At 66.1% G+C, this 12,587-nt stretch carries 17 protein-coding genes; 13 read left to right on the forward strand and 4 right to left on the reverse strand.

Going from position 1 to position 12,587, the window contains the following annotated elements; genetic code table 11:
* The first annotated feature begins 32 nt into the window (after positions 1-32).
* Positions 33-659, forward strand: a complete 627-nt coding sequence (locus AU185_RS20080; RefSeq protein WP_059101344.1) for a TetR/AcrR family transcriptional regulator — start codon at positions 33-35, stop codon at positions 657-659.
* On the opposite strand, the gene AU185_RS20085 is transcribed toward AU185_RS20080, so the two are convergent.
* Positions 652-1,902 carry a cytochrome P450 gene (locus AU185_RS20085; RefSeq protein WP_059101345.1) on the reverse strand — a complete coding sequence of 417 codons (1,251 nt, stop codon included), beginning with the start codon at positions 1,900-1,902 and terminating at the stop codon, positions 652-654. The genes AU185_RS20080 and AU185_RS20085 overlap by 8 nt on opposite strands.
* A gap of 118 nt (positions 1,903-2,020) precedes the next feature.
* Between AU185_RS20085 and AU185_RS20090 the strand changes: the two genes are divergently transcribed.
* Positions 2,021-3,598 (forward strand): carboxylesterase/lipase family protein, encoded by a 1,578-nt coding sequence (locus AU185_RS20090; protein WP_502687995.1) that lies wholly within the window; start codon positions 2,021-2,023, stop codon positions 3,596-3,598.
* Positions 3,599-3,609: 11 nt separating this feature from the next.
* Here AU185_RS20090 and AU185_RS20095 read toward each other — a convergent pair whose 3' ends face one another.
* A complete protein-coding gene (locus AU185_RS20095) occupies positions 3,610-4,083 on the reverse strand; it encodes a hotdog fold domain-containing protein (RefSeq protein ID WP_059101346.1) in 474 nt (157 codons plus the stop codon).
* 362 nt (positions 4,084-4,445) lie between these two features.
* Between AU185_RS20095 and rpsJ the strand changes: the two genes are divergently transcribed.
* The 11 genes from rpsJ to rpsQ are packed head-to-tail and all read left to right on the forward strand — an operon-like array spanning position 4,446 to position 10,018.
* Positions 4,446-4,751, forward strand: coding sequence for a 30S ribosomal protein S10 (gene rpsJ, locus AU185_RS20100; RefSeq protein WP_003883485.1), 306 nt, complete (start codon positions 4,446-4,448; stop codon positions 4,749-4,751).
* A 16-nt stretch (positions 4,752-4,767) separates the two neighbouring features.
* On the forward strand, positions 4,768-5,421 hold the full coding sequence (gene rplC / locus AU185_RS20105; protein ID WP_059101347.1) for a 50S ribosomal protein L3: 654 nt from the start codon (positions 4,768-4,770) through the stop codon (positions 5,419-5,421).
* Entirely contained in the window at positions 5,421-6,089 is a 669-nt protein-coding gene (rplD, locus tag AU185_RS20110; protein WP_059101348.1) for a 50S ribosomal protein L4, read from the forward strand. The genes rplC and rplD overlap by 1 nt, the downstream gene beginning before the upstream one ends.
* Positions 6,089-6,391, forward strand: a complete 303-nt coding sequence (rplW, locus tag AU185_RS20115) for a 50S ribosomal protein L23 (protein ID WP_059101349.1) — start codon at positions 6,089-6,091, stop codon at positions 6,389-6,391. The genes rplD and rplW overlap by 1 nt, the downstream gene beginning before the upstream one ends.
* A 38-nt stretch (positions 6,392-6,429) precedes the next feature.
* Positions 6,430-7,266: a 50S ribosomal protein L2 gene (gene rplB / locus AU185_RS20120; RefSeq protein WP_059101350.1), complete on the forward strand. Its 837-nt coding sequence runs from the start codon at positions 6,430-6,432 to the stop codon at positions 7,264-7,266.
* 21 nt (positions 7,267-7,287) lie between these two features.
* Complete coding sequence (rpsS, locus tag AU185_RS20125) at positions 7,288-7,569, forward strand: 30S ribosomal protein S19 (RefSeq protein WP_007167837.1); 282 nt, start codon at positions 7,288-7,290, stop codon at positions 7,567-7,569.
* Complete coding sequence (rplV, locus tag AU185_RS20130) at positions 7,569-8,162, forward strand: 50S ribosomal protein L22 (RefSeq protein WP_059101351.1); 594 nt, start codon at positions 7,569-7,571, stop codon at positions 8,160-8,162. Before rpsS ends, rplV begins: the two co-directional genes overlap by 1 nt.
* Positions 8,162-9,046, forward strand: a complete 885-nt coding sequence (rpsC, locus tag AU185_RS20135; protein WP_059101352.1) for a 30S ribosomal protein S3 — start codon at positions 8,162-8,164, stop codon at positions 9,044-9,046. Before rplV ends, rpsC begins: the two co-directional genes overlap by 1 nt.
* Before the next feature lie 2 nt (positions 9,047-9,048).
* A complete protein-coding gene (rplP, locus tag AU185_RS20140; protein ID WP_059101353.1) occupies positions 9,049-9,465 on the forward strand; it encodes a 50S ribosomal protein L16 in 417 nt (138 codons plus the stop codon).
* The gene (gene rpmC / locus AU185_RS20145; protein ID WP_059101354.1) at positions 9,465-9,698 is read left to right on the forward strand and encodes a 50S ribosomal protein L29; all 234 of its coding nucleotides are present in this window, start codon (positions 9,465-9,467) and stop codon (positions 9,696-9,698) included. Before rplP ends, rpmC begins: the two co-directional genes overlap by 1 nt.
* Positions 9,698-10,018: a 30S ribosomal protein S17 gene (gene rpsQ, locus AU185_RS20150; protein ID WP_082683991.1), complete on the forward strand. Its 321-nt coding sequence runs from the start codon at positions 9,698-9,700 to the stop codon at positions 10,016-10,018. The genes rpmC and rpsQ overlap by 1 nt, the downstream gene beginning before the upstream one ends.
* An 87-nt stretch (positions 10,019-10,105) precedes the next feature.
* On the opposite strand, the gene AU185_RS20155 is transcribed toward rpsQ, so the two are convergent.
* Entirely contained in the window at positions 10,106-11,647 is a 1,542-nt protein-coding gene (locus AU185_RS20155; protein ID WP_082683992.1) for a sugar transferase, read from the reverse strand.
* Positions 11,648-11,782: 135 nt separating this feature from the next.
* Positions 11,783-12,502 carry a GAF domain-containing protein gene (locus AU185_RS20160; protein ID WP_231740419.1) on the reverse strand — a complete coding sequence of 240 codons (720 nt, stop codon included), beginning with the start codon at positions 12,500-12,502 and terminating at the stop codon, positions 11,783-11,785.
* Positions 12,503-12,587 lie beyond the last annotated feature (85 nt).

Below are 12,587 nucleotides of genomic sequence, written 5' to 3' on the forward strand. Positions count from 1 at the left end.
GCGTGCTTCGAGACAACGGAGGGGATCAAACGATGAGCGGCGGGAGTACTGATCCGCGGCCGGCCCGCTCCCGGGCCCGCCTGCTCAACGCTGCGACGACGTTGCTGCGGTCCGGGGGGCCGAACGCCGTCACGATCGACGCGGTGACCCGGACCGCCAACGTGGCGCGGGCCACGCTGTATCGCCACTTCTCCAGCGCCAACGATCTGATGGCCGCGGCGTTCATGAGCCTGCTCAACCCGGCGCCGATGCCGCCCGCCGAAGGCAGTCTGCGGGATCGGTTGATCGCGGTGGTGGTGGGCTGGGCGGAGTCGATCGCCGAGGTGCCCGCGATGATCACGGCCATGACGTGGATGGCCTCCGGACCCGATGTCGACACATATCCCCAAGCGCAGCAAGCGGGTTCGGACGCGGTCGGCACTCTCAGGGCGCGGATCATCCAGCTGTATTCGGTGCCGTTCGACGCGATCCTCGACAGTGCGCAGGCGGCCGAGGAACTCGACGAGGTGGATCGTATGCGGGCCATCGCCTTGCTCATCGGCCCGTTGGTTCTCGGCAAGCTGTCGACCGTGGCCGATTTCGACTACCGGGCGTGCGCCGAGGCGGCCGTCGACGGCTTCTTGGCCACACACGCCAAGAAGCCGGACGGCGTCACCTGAGCGAGTAGCGAATCGGGAGGTGCTTGAGGCCGCCGACGAAGGTGGTGGCGGTCAGTTCGGGGGCGCCGGCCAACTCGATCGACTCCAGGCGGGGGATGAGTTCGGTGAAGAAGCTGTTCATCTCCATCCGCGCCAGCGCGGCGCCGAGACAGAAGTGCACGCCGTAGCCGAATGAGACGTGTTTGTTCGGGTCGCGGCCGACGTCGAAGCGAAACGGCTCGTCGAACACCTCTTCGTCTCGGTTGCCGGAAACGTAAGCGAGGTAAACGGATTCACCCTTGGCGATGTTCACACCCCTGACCTCGGTGTCCTCGGCTGCAGTGCGCATGAACTCCTTGACCGGCGTCGACCACCGGATCATCTCCTCGACGGCTGTCGGCATCAGGTCCGGATCGTGCCGCAGCCGGTCCAGTTCGTCGGGGTTCTCGATCAGAGCGTGCAGCCCGCCGGAAATGGCGTCCTTGGTGGTGTCGTGCCCGGCACTGGCGACGATCACGTAGTAGGACGCGGTGTCCATGTCCGACAACGGTTCACCGTCGATGCGGCCGTTCGCGATCGCCGACGCGAGGTCCTCGGTCGGGTTGGCCCGCCGCGACGCGGTGAGCTTGGCGAAATAGTTGAAGAAGTCTGCGAGCACCGCGAGCATGTCCTCGGGTTTCTGGCCGCGCTGGAACTCCTCGTCGTCGCCGCCGAACATCTCCTGGGTGAGCATGTGCATGCGGGGGAAGTCCTCTTCGGGCAGGCCGAGTAGCGACATGATCACGTAGAGCGGGAAGTTCACCGCGATCTCGGTGACGAAGTCGCACTCCGGACCGATCTCGCGCATCCTGTCGACGTAGCGTTTGGCCAGTTCGTCGACGCGGACCTTCAACGCGCGCATCGCCTTGGGGCGGAACCAGTCCGCGCCGATCGCACGCACTTTGCGGTGGTGCGGGTCGTCCATGTGGATCAGCGTCCGCAGCCCGATACCCGCCTCCAATTGCGCCTTCAGGACGTCGTCGGCCTCGGCCGTCGCGAGCAACGGCCGCGGCTCGGACAGCCAGAGGTTGTTGTCGCGCTCGATGGTCATGATGTCGGCGTGCTTGGTGATCGCCCAGAACGGCCGGTAGGGCGGGTTGTCGACCCACGCCACCGGATTGTTGGCCCGCAGATACGACAGCGCCTCGTGGAGTCGCGCGTCGTCGGCGTAGCCCTTCGGGTCGGCCAGTACCTTCGCGGCGTCATCCATCGTCGGGGTGCTCATCGGGGCTCCTTCACTGCCGGGCTGCGGACAAACTTGACGCGTGTCAAGTCGACAGTCTATGTGACGGGCGCCACGTCGCAAAGGGCCGCGGCCAACTTGCTCAGTAGGCTCGGCGTTCGTGCCCTTGCGATGCCCCCGTCGACTCCGGGCGACCGCGGTGCTGTTCGCCGTCGCGGGTCTGCTCGCGGGATGCGCGGGCAAAGAAACGGCCGCCGAAGGTGTGCCCGTCGATCCCGGGGTGACGCAGACCGCTGCGGGTGCGGTCCGCGGGACCGTCGCCGCCGATCATCGGTACTTCGCCGGAATCCCCTACGCCGCAGCACCAGTCGGCGCGTTACGTTGGCAACCGCCGGCACCGGTCGCCCCCTGGACGGGATTCCGCGACGCGACCCGCCCGGGCGCGCGCTGCATCCAGGACACGAGTTCCGACGTCGACCATCGTCCGCCCAGCGAGGACTGCCTGACCCTCAACGTCTGGACGCCGCCACCCGCCGGCGACGCGAGGCCGGTGATGGTATGGATCCACGGCGGCAGCTTTTTGAACGGCAGCGGCGACATCTACCGGGCGCGGCAGCTGGCCAGTCGCGGTGTCGTCGTCGTCACGATGAACTACCGCCTCGGCGCCCTCGGCTTCCTCGCCCACCCTGCATTCGGTTCCGACGGTGACGTCGGCAACTACGGGTTGGCCGACCAACAGGCGGCGCTGCGCTGGGTGCGCGACAACATCGCCGAATTCGGCGGCGATCCGGACAAAGTCACGATCGCGGGCGAATCGGCGGGCGGAATGGCGGTGTGTGACCACCTCGTCGCACCCGGGTCCCAGGGCCTGTTCAGCGCGGCGATCATCCAGAGCGCGCCGTGTCAGGCGCAATACGACCTGCCGGCCGCACAGCAGGCCAGCACCGCTTACGCCGCCGGAATCGGATGCGCCGATCCGCTTGTCGCCGCGCAGTGTCTTCGCTCGCTGCCCGCGGACCGATTCCGGGCCCCGTTGACGTATGCCGGGTTCGGGACCGAACGAGTGAGCGGCCCGGTGGCGGGAACCCCTGCGCTGCCGGAGAATTCGTTCTCCGCGATCACCAGCGGGAAGGCCGCCCGGGTGCCGGTCATGATCGGCACCACCGAAGACGAGTTCGCGTTGTTCGCAGCGTTGCAGTTTCTGCGCGGGCGCCCGTTCGACGCCGCCCACTACCCGGAACTGCTCGCCGAGGTCTTCGGGCCGCACGCGGCCGCCGTGTCGGCGCACTACCCGCCCGACCGGTACGGCGGCAACGTCGCACTGGCCTACTCGGCAGCCGTGACGGCGGCCGACTTCGCCTGCGTGGCCGACCGGATGGCCGATGCACTGTCCGGCCAACCCGTCTACGCCTACGAGTTCGCCGACGACGAGGCGCCGGCGCCAGAGCCGTTGCGCGAAGCGCCGTTCCCGGTCGGGGCCGCCCATTCGCTCGAGCTGCGGTATCTGTTCGACGTCGGCGGCGCGCCCCCGCTGAGCCCCGCCCAACAGCGGCTGTCCGACCAAATGCTCGACTACTGGGCGCGATTCGTCGCGACCGGTTCACCGGGGCCGGACTGGCCGGAACTCACGACAGCGCAGGCGGGTGAGCGAATGCGGTTGCAACCGGACGCCAGCCACGTCGTCACCGACTTCGAACAGCGGCATCAGTGCGCGTTCTGGGAGAGCCTGCCGAGCTGAGCCGGCGATGATCAGGCGGGTGTGACCCAGCAGGTGATGTCGGCGTGTACGACCTCGGTGCCGGCCCGGTCCACCACGCTCACGGGCACCACGACATCGGCGCCTTCGGTGATCGAGCTGAAGTCCGGCGGCGCCAGGCGCGCCTGGGCGCGCAGCGACGTGGTCGCCTTGTCCAGATATTCGACGTTCATCGCCTTGGGGATCCAGCGGTGGCTGGTCGGCACGGTGGCCTCCATCAACATGCCCATCGCCATTTCGGCGGCGTTGCACGACGCGATTGCGTGCACCGTGCGCAGGTGGTTGTGGATGAAGAACCACTTGGGCACCCTGACCTCGGCGTAGCCGGGTTCGATTCGCACGACGTGCGGGACGATGGAGGCGAAATACGGCACCCGCGCGATCGCCGCGGCCGAGAACAGCCGGGTGCCGCCCGGCATCGCGGACAGGCGTTTCCATGCACGGTATGTGGAGGTCGGGGCGGCCATGTGGGAGTACCTTACTCACCGGTAAGATGATGTCGGCGCGGCGACACCGGCGTCGCCGGGTTTCCCGTGGCCAGGGATTTGGAGCGTGCCGTTTTCTAGGGCATACTGTTCGGGTTGCCTTGAGCCGGGACGGTGCCTGTTCGGACCGCGTGGCCGGGGCATACGACCGGCGCCCAACCGGGCGCATCCGGTGCCATTCTCGATCGTGACGATTTTCGCCGCGGACGAGTGTGCGTGCGGGCGACACACCCGACCGCGGGGACCGGTGGACCACAGACAGAAGAACAGCGGCGGCATAGCAGCGCGAGGCTCGATTGCCGGCGGCCCGATTTCGGGCCCTGTATGAGTGAGGTAGGAGAAGCGTGGCGGGACAGAAGATCCGCATCAGGCTCAAGGCCTACGACCACGAGGCGATTGACGCCTCGGCGCGCAAGATCGTGGAAACGGTCACCAGAACCGGCGCCAGCGTGGTCGGCCCTGTGCCGCTGCCGACCGAGAAGAACGTGTACTGCGTCATCCGGTCCCCGCACAAGTACAAGGACTCGCGGGAGCACTTCGAGATGCGCACCCACAAGCGGCTGATCGACATCCTCGACCCCACGCCGAAGACGGTCGACGCGCTCATGCGCATCGATCTGCCGGCCAGCGTCGACGTCAACATTCAGTAGGAGATTCCAGAAAACCATGGCGAGAAAAGGAATTCTGGGCACCAAGCTGGGCATGACGCAGGTGTTCGACGAGAACAACCGGGTCGTGCCGGTGACGGTCGTCAAGGCCGGGCCCAATGTTGTGACGCGCATCCGCACGACGGAGCGTGACGGCTACAGCGCGGTGCAGCTGGCCTACGGCGAGATCAGCCCGCGCAAAGTGAACAAGCCTGTGACAGGGCAGTATTCGGCCGCCGGGGTCAACCCGCGCCGGCATCTGGCGGAGCTGCGGCTCGATGACGAGGCCGCCGCTGCTGAATACGAGATCGGTCAGGAGCTGACCGCCGAGATCTTCGCCGACGGCACCTACGTCGACGTGACCGGCACCAGCAAGGGCAAGGGCTTCGCCGGCACGATGAAGCGCCACGGCTTCCGTGGCCAAGGTGCCAGCCACGGCGCCCAGGCGGTGCACCGCCGCCCCGGCTCCATCGGTGGCTGCGCCACCCCGGGCCGGGTGTTCAAGGGCACTCGGATGTCCGGGCGGATGGGCAACGACCGGGTGACGACGCAGAACCTGCTGGTGCACAAGGTCGATGCCGAGAATGGCGTGCTGCTCATCAAGGGCGCCATCCCCGGCCGCAACGGCGGGCTCGTGATGGTCCGCAGCGCAATCAAGCGAGGCGAGAAGTAATGGCTGCCGAAAAGACACTCAAGATCGACGTCCACACCCCGGGCGGTACGAAGGACGGCTCGGTAGAACTACCGGCCGAGCTCTTCGATGTCGAGGCGAACATCGCGTTGATGCACCAGGTGGTGACGGCGCAGCTGGCCGCGGCGCGGCAGGGCACCCACTCGACAAAGACGCGCGGTGAGATTTCCGGCGGCGGCAAGAAGCCGTACCGGCAGAAGGGCACCGGCCGCGCCCGGCAGGGCTCGACCCGGGCGCCGCAGTTCGCCGGCGGCGGCACGGTGCACGGCCCCAAACCGCGTGACTACAGCGAGCGCACTCCGAAGAAGATGATCCGCGCAGCGCTGCGAGGAGCCCTGTCGGACCGGGCCCGCAACGGCCGTATCCATGCGGTCACGGAGCTGATCGAGGGCCAGACGCCGTCGACCAAGAGCGCCAAGGCGTTCCTTGCCACGCTCACCGATCGCAAGCAGGTGCTGGTCGTGATCGGCCGGACCGATGAGACGGGTGCCAAGAGCGTGCGCAACCTCCCCGGCGTGCACGTGATCTCACCGGATCAGCTCAACACCCACGACGTGCTGAAGGCCGATGACGTGGTGTTCAGCGTGGAAGCGCTGAACAGCTACATCAGCGCGAATACCAAGAAGGACAAAGAGGAGGTGTCGGCCTGATGGCGACCGTCACTGACCCCCGCGACATCATCTTGTCCCCGGTCATCTCCGAGAAGTCCTACGGGTTGATCGAAGACAACGTGTACACGTTCATCGTGCACCCCGACTCGAACAAGACGCAGATCAAGATCGCGGTGGAGAAGATCTTCGGCGTCAAGGTCGATTCGGTGAACACCGCGAACCGGCAGGGCAAGCGCAAGCGCACCCGCACCGGCTACGGCAAGCGCAAGAACACCAAGCGCGCCATCGTGACGCTGGCCGCGGGCAGCAAGCCCATCGACCTGTTCGGAGCACCGGCTTGATTTTTTCAGGCCGGCGACGGAGGAAGACCTAGAGAATCATGGCAATTCGCAAGTACAAGCCGACGACCCCCGGTCGCCGCGGTGCCAGCGTCTCCGACTTCGCTGAGATCACTCGCGACCATCCGGAGAAGTCGCTGGTTCGGCCGCTGCACGGCAAGGGCGGGCGAAACGCCCACGGCCGCATCACGACACGGCACAAGGGCGGCGGGCACAAGCGCGCCTACCGGGTGATCGACTTCCGGCGCAACGACAAGGACGGTGTCAACGCCAAGGTCGCGCACATCGAGTATGACCCGAACCGCACCGCGAACATCGCGCTGCTGCACTACTTCGACGGCGAGAAGCGCTACATCATCGCCCCCGAGGGACTCAAGCAGGGCGCCATCGTGGAGTCGGGTCCCAACGCCGACATCAAGGCGGGCAACAACCTTCCGCTGCGCAACATCCCCGCGGGCACCCTGGTTCACGCGGTGGAGTTGCGTCCCGGCGGCGGCGCCAAGCTCGCCCGGTCCGCCGGCTCCAGCATCCAGTTGCTGGGCAAGGAAGGCAGCTACGCCTCGCTGCGTATGCCGTCCGGTGAGATCCGCCGCGTCGACGTGCGCTGCCGCGCGACCGTCGGCGAGGTGGGCAACGCCGAGCAAGCAAACATCAACTGGGGTAAGGCCGGCCGCATGCGGTGGAAGGGTAAGCGCCCCACCGTCCGCGGTGTCGTGATGAACCCGGTCGACCACCCGCACGGCGGTGGTGAGGGTAAGACCTCCGGTGGTCGCCACCCGGTGAGCCCGTGGGGTAAGCCGGAGGGCCGTACCCGCAAGCCGAACAAGTCGAGCAACAAGCTCATCGTCCGACGCCGGCGCACCGGCAAGAAGCGCTAGGCCGCGGAAGGAGTAGCAGCGATGCCTCGTAGTTTGAAGAAGGGTCCGTTCGTCGACGACCATCTGCTCAAGAAGGTCGACGCTCAGAACGAGAAGAACACCAAGCAGGTCATCAAGACCTGGTCACGTCGGTCGACCATCATCCCCGACTTCATCGGGCACACCTTCGCGGTGCACGACGGCCGCAAGCACGTCCCGGTGTTCGTCACCGAGGCGATGGTCGGGCACAAGCTCGGCGAGTTCGCGCCGACCCGCACGTTCAAGGGTCACATCAAGGACGACCGGAAGGCTAAGCGCCGGTAATGAGTACGACGACTGAATATCCGACCGCCGTCGCCAAGGCGCGCTTCGTGCGCGTGTCGGCGACGAAGGCGCGCCGGGTCATCGACCTGGTGCGCGGCAAATCGGTGTCCGACGCGCTGGACATCCTGCGGTGGGCACCGCAAGCGGCCAGCGAGCCGGTCGCCAAGGTCATCGCGAGTGCCGCGGCCAATGCGCAGAACAACGAGGGCCTGGATCCGTCCACGCTCGTGGTCGCCACCGTCTACGCCGACGAGGGTCCGACCGCCAAGCGCATCCGCCCGCGCGCCCAGGGCCGCGCGTTCCGGATTCGCAAGCGCACCAGCCACATCACGGTGATCGTGGAAAGCAGGCCGAGCCGGGAACAGCGTGGCACCGGCCAGACGGCCAGCGCAGCCCGCGCGCGTCGCGCACAGGGCAGCAAGGCGGCGGCCAAGAAGGCGCCCGCGAACAAGGCGTCCGCAGCCGCCCCGGAGGAGACATCGAGCACGGCTGAGGCGCCCGCCAAGAAGGCACCGGCCAAGAAGGCAGCCGCGAAGAAGGCAGCCCCCAAGAAGACTGCTGAAGCGTCAGACGCGAAGGAGGGCTCGGAGTAGTGGGCCAGAAAATCAACCCCCACGGCTTCCGGCTCGGTATCACCACCGACTGGAAGTCCCGGTGGTACGCCGACAAGCAGTACAAGGACTACGTCAAGGAAGATGTGGCGATCCGACGGCTGCTGGCTACCGGTCTCGAGCGCGCAGGCATCGCCGATGTGGAGATCGAAAGGACTCGCGACAGAGTCCGAGTCGACATCCACACCGCCCGCCCGGGCATCGTGATCGGCCGCCGTGGGACCGAAGCCGACCGCATCCGCGCCGACCTGGAGAAGCTGACCGGTAAGCAGGTGCAGCTGAACATCCTCGAGGTGAAAAACCCTGAGTCGCAAGCTCAGTTGGTGGCCCAAGGTGTCGCCGAGCAGCTTTCGAACCGCGTGGCGTTCCGCCGCGCCATGCGCAAGGCCATCCAGTCGGCGATGCGCCAGCCCAATGTCAAGGGCATCCGGGTGCAATGCTCGGGCCGTCTCGGCGGCGCCGAGATGAGCCGCTCGGAGTTCTACCGCGAAGGCCGCGTGCCGCTGCACACGCTGCGCGCCGACATCGACTACGGCCTGTACGAGGCGAAGACGACGTTCGGTCGCATCGGCGTGAAGGTGTGGATCTACAAGGGCGACATCGTCGGTGGCAAGCGCGAGCTGGCGGCCGCGGTGCCGGCGGGCTCGGATCGTCCACGCCGCGAACGTCCTTCGGGCACCCGGCCGCGCCGTAGCGGCGCGTCGGGCACCACCGCGACGAGCACGGAAGCCGGTCGTGCCGCCTCCGGCGGCGAAGCCGGCCGCGCCGCCACCGAAGCTGCGCCCGCCGCCGCCGAGGCCGCTGCGGGAACCGAAGCCGCGGCCGGAGCTGCGGCGGAGACGACGACTGAAAAGACGGAGAGCTGACAATGCTGATTCCCCGCAAGGTCAAGCACCGCAAGCAACATCACCCGAGGCAGCGCGGTATCGCCAGCGGTGGCACCACGGTGAGCTTCGGTGACTACGGCATCCAGGCACTGGAGCACGCCTACATCACCAACCGGCAGATCGAATCCGCGCGTATCGCGATCAACCGGCACATCAAGCGTGGCGGCAAGGTGTGGATCAACATCTTCCCGGACCGCCCGTTGACCAAGAAGCCGGCCGAAACCCGCATGGGTTCCGGGAAGGGTTCGCCGGAGTGGTGGGTGGCCAACGTCAAGCCGGGTCGCGTGCTGTTCGAGCTGAGCTACCCCGATGAGGCGACCGCCCGGGCCGCACTGACCCGCGCGATCCACAAGCTGCCGATCAAGGCACGCATCGTTACCCGAGAGGAGCACTTCTGATGGCAGTGGGAGTGACGCCGGGCGAACTGCGCGAGCTGACCGACGACGAGTTGAAGGATCGGCTGCGCGAGTCCAAGGAAGAGTTGTTCAACCTGCGCTTCCAGATGGCGACCGGCCAGTTGTCCAACAACCGCCGGCTTCGCACGGTGCGTCAGGAGATTGCGCGCGTGTACACGGTGCTGCGTGAACGTGAGTTGGGTCTGGCCTCCGGACCCGTTGGTGAGGATTCGTAATGGCGCAAAAAGAAAAGAACGACAAAGGCACTCAGGCTGGTCCGCGGCGCACCCCGCGCAAGGAAGAGCAGCGGGGCCGCCGCAAGACGGCCATCGGGTACGTGGTGTCGGACAAGATGCAGAAGACCATCGTGGTCGAGCTGGAAGATCGTAAAAGCCATCCGCTGTACGGCAAGATCATCCGCACCACCAAGAAGGTCAAGGCGCACGACGAGAACGACGTCGCGGGCATCGGCGACCGCGTGTCGCTGATGGAGACCCGCCCGTTGTCGGCGACCAAGCGCTGGCGGCTCGTGGAGATCCTCGAAAAGGCCAAATAGCCCTATTCAGCCGAAAGCCCCCGTGACGCGGGGGCTTTCGCGTCCCGCCGACTCCGGTTTTCGCGGGTGATCGCAATGGAGACGACTTCAATCTTCTACGGGGCGCAGCACCGCCAGTAGGGTCAGCACCAGGATCTTGAAGTCCAGGTGTAGCGACCAGTTGTCGATGTAATAGTTGTCCCATTCGGCCCGGTCAGCAATCGAGGTCCGTCCCCGGAGGCCGTGCACTTGCGCCCAGCCCGTGACGCCTGCCTTCACCCTGTGCCGCTCGCCGTAGCGCCGCACATGCATCTCGAACAATTCGACGAACTCGGGGCGTTCGGGACGCGGGCCGACCAGACTCATTTCCCCGCGCAGCACATTGAAGAGTTGAGGCAGCTCATCCAGCGACGCCTTGCGCATGATCTTGCCTATCCGAGTGCGCCGATCGTCGCCCTCCACTCCGCCAGGTGCCGCGCCTGCCTCCAAGTCAAAACCCGCCTCGGCCGGATCCTGGAGGCGCATAGTACGAAACTTCAGGCAGCGGAAGACTTTTCCGTCGCGTCCGATCCGCTCCTGACCGAAGAAGATCGGCCCGGGCGAACTGAGTCTGACCGCGAGCATCAGCACAATCAACAGAGGAGAGACGAGCACCAGGCCCACCAGGGCAGCCGCCCGGTCGAGGACGTGCTTGACGGCGAACTGCCAGCCTTTTGGATCCACGCGGGCCAGCACCATCAGAGGTATGCCGCCCAGGTGCTCGATCCTGGTGCCGCTGCCGACGGCGTCCATCAACCGGGGCACCACATGAACCCGCATTCCGAGCTGCTGGCCCTGATGGGCGGTCCGTGCCAATTGTTCGTCAGACAACGTCGACGGCGCGATGAGGAGTTCCTCAGCGCGGCAGTAGCGCGCCGCGCTCTCGAGATTGCCCGTGGTGCCCAGGTACGGCACCCCGGATTCCTCTGCGTCAGTTGGCCGTATGTCGTCCAGCATGCCTGCGGGCCATAGGCCGTAGTCCGGCACCTGGCGCATCCGGCAGATGAGCTGATGGGCGATCGGTCCGGAGCCGACGATGAGCGCCGGCACACCAACATGGAACTTGCGTCGTAGCCAGCGGTTGATCAACGACCTGAGCAGGCGGACCGCCGGGATGAGAATGGCCGCGCATACCCAGATCCGCAAGACAACCTCGCTGGGACGGACGTAGGGGACGACAACGTCGCCGGCCTCGAAGCGAGGCACAAGCAGCAGCATGATCGTCAACGTCGCCAGAGCGGCCACCGCGATTGACGTCTCCACCGGTTCGAAGTCGTCGAGAAATCCGTGGTTGAGCTTTTGTCGGTACAGCGACCGGGTGGCCAATACGAGAACCACTACCGGCACGAAGATCCACGAATACAGGGCGATGTTGCGCTCTTGCTCCAGCTCGCCCGGGATCCACCAATGCGCCAGGAGTACGGCGATGGCGGCGTACAGGGCATCGACCGCCACGGTGATCACCGAGTACCAGGGGTCGGTGCGAATGCGTTCGAGCCAGCGCGGCAGCGTCGGGACGCCGATTTGGACCGGTTCCGGCGTGGCCTTCAGTCGCGGGATTGTGGGTCGGCTAATTGACGGGTCCGACGTCGAACGCGCATCTAGCTGCATTTACAAACCCCCGAACGGAAGATGGCAACCGATCCTAAATGCGCCGTGCCGAGCCACACAGCCAAATGAACGGCTCGGTCGCGTCTTTGCCGTCGCAGGGACGGTTACCCCACCCGCCGAGAAACGGGAGACGTCTTACTGGCTCGGAGCAGGTAGTGGACCGAAAATTCGCTCGGCGGCGAGTTGCGCCAGATCACTCAAGACCTGGACGTGGCCGGTGCCCCACAGTCGCGGCTTGCTGTCGAATACGCAAAGCGTGCCGATGGCGTTTCCGTCGTGATCGTTCAGGGGTATGCCGAGATAGGCGATGACTGCGCCGCTGCGCACCACCGGATGGTTCCTGAAAACCGGGTCGCTTCTTGCATCTTCGAGAACCAAAGGCGTGCCGGCTGCGACTGCGAACTGACAGATGGATTGGTCGAGCGGCGTCTGACTTTCCTGGACTGGCATATCGCCTAGTCCCGCAGTGCTCTTGAAGAATTGCCGGTCGACATCTACCAGCGACAAAGCCGCGAACGGGACGTCCAGCGCGTCGGCGGCTGCACGGGTGATCCGGTCGTAGACCTCTTCGGGCGGCGTATCGAGCAGCCCGGTGGCACGAACAGAGCGCAGCCGATCGGGGTCGGCTATCACAGCCGATACGTCCGGCATCAAGTCGGTTTCGAGCACTCCGCATTCGGAGAGGTGGTCGAGAAGTTCCCTGGTCGATATCTTGTCGGTTCGCACCTTGTCGGCCATCATTTGTCGGGCCACGGCACGCGCGACATAGGTATCGAGGTCTTCGCCTGCGTTGCGTGCACATTCTTCGAGCGAGCGGTTCAGCCAGTCATCGAATCCCGGCAACGACGTAGACACGTAAGGAACGGTATCCGAACTGCGCTGCTGACTTCACATATTGACGGGCGCGTTTGAGAGGATACGGCTCGCCCGACAGCGGGCA

Origin of the sequence: Mycobacterium sp. GA-0227b (assembly GCF_001499855.1) — a bacterium.
In the GTDB taxonomy this organism is placed as follows: Bacteria; Actinomycetota; Actinomycetes; order Mycobacteriales; family Mycobacteriaceae; genus Mycobacterium.